This is a genomic window from Streptomyces sp. NPDC048473 (assembly GCF_043200155.1).
Lineage (GTDB): Bacteria > Actinomycetota > Actinomycetes > Streptomycetales > Streptomycetaceae > Streptomyces.
Genome location: NZ_JBICXE010000180.1, coordinates 1 through 1590, shown reverse-complemented (window position 1 = coordinate 1590; position 1590 = coordinate 1). Strand labels below are relative to the sequence as shown.

Annotated in this window: 1 protein-coding gene; it reads left to right on the top strand. The window is 64.8% G+C overall.

Annotation, left to right across the window (positions count from 1 at the left end):
* Window positions 1–110: 110 nt before the first annotated feature.
* A complete protein-coding gene (ltrA, locus tag ACGFU7_RS48095; RefSeq protein WP_393705141.1) occupies window positions 111–1370 on the top strand; it encodes a group II intron reverse transcriptase/maturase in 1260 nt (419 codons plus the stop codon).
* The last annotated feature ends 220 nt before the right edge of the window (window positions 1371–1590 follow it).

Here is a 1590-nt window from a genome sequence, read left to right as displayed (position 1 = left end):
GACCGGCTCGTAGTAGTGGTGAAGTCCCTGTAATGGGGGCGGAGCGAAGGGGCCGGGTCGTTCGTGACTTGTTCATTCGATCAACCGGAAGTGCTCCGGGAGGAATTGGCGTGGATGAGTTGAAAGCACCGGTCAAGCCGTTCGGTATACCGAAGCTGCTGGTGATGGAGGCTTGGGAGAAGGTCAGGGCGAACAAGGGCGCGCCGGGCGTGGACGCGGTGGCTATCGAGGAGTTCGAGGAGGATCTGCGGGGAAACCTGTACAAGATCTGGAATCGGATGTCCTCGGGCTGCTACTTCCCGCCGCCGGTGCGCATGGTGGAGATCCCGAAGGCGCAGGGCGGCATCAGGGTCCTCGGAGTACCGACCGTGGGCGACCGTGTCGCGCAGACGGTGGTGGCGATGGTGCTGGAGAAGAGGGTCGAGCCGATCTTCCATCCGGACTCCTACGGCTACCGCCCGGGGCGCGGAGCGATCGACGCGGTGGGCACGTGCCGGGAGCGGTGCTGGAAGTACGACTGGGTGGTCGATCTCGACATCAAGGCGTTCTTCGACTCGGTGCCGTGGGACTTGATGCTCAAGGCGGTGGGCTCGGTCTGTGAGCTCCCCTGGGTCCTGCTTTATGTCAAGCGGTGGCTTGCTGCCCCGCTGCAACATGCGGACGGTGTGCTGATCGAGCGCGCCAAGGGCACCCCGCAGGGATCAGCGGTATCTCCCGTCCTGGCGAACCTGTTCATGCACTACGCGTTCGACATGTGGTTGCACCGGGCCTTCCCGGACGTCCGCTTCGAACGGTATGCCGACGACGCGGTCATCCACTGCCGCAGTCTCGCCGAGGCGAGAGCGGTGCTGGCCGCGCTGGATGCGCGCATGGACTCGGTCGGCCTTCAACTACACCCCGACAAGACGCAGATCGTCTACTGCCGGGACGCGAACCGCAAGAGTTCTTTCGAGCACACGAGGTTCACGTTCCTGGGCTACGACTTCCGCGAGCGCACCGTGGACGGGCGGAAAGGACTGTTCCGGAGTTTCTCTCCGGCGGTCTCGGACAAGGCCCTGAAGCGGATGGGCGAGGTGGTGCGTTCCTGGCGCCTGCACCGGTGGGTGCAGGGCGAGGCCCGAGACCTCGCGGACTGGATCAATCCGGTCGTGCGGGGATGGATGCAGTACTACGGGGCCTACAACAGGTCGGCCCTCTATCCCCTCCTGAAACGGATCAACGCCTACGTGGTCCGGTGGCTGCGCGGGAAGTACCGGAGGCTGCGGCGAAGCTGGTCGGCGACCTTCCGTGCGTGGTGGTCCGGGGTTGATCGACATCCCCGGCTTCTCGCGCACTGGGTTTGGGTGACCGAGCCCGCCCGGGTCTGGTGACCAGGACGACAAGAGCCGTATGACCGGAGACGGTCACGTACGGATCTGTGGGAGCCCGGGGGCGAAATCCCCCCGGGCCACCCGACTTCGCCCAGGAATACCGGTGACGGAGAAGTACGAGTTCATCGACGGCGAGGCCGGTAACTTTCCCGTGCAGCGGATGTGCACCTGGGCGGGAGTATCCACGTCGGGCTTCTACCACTGGAGATCGAGGCCATTG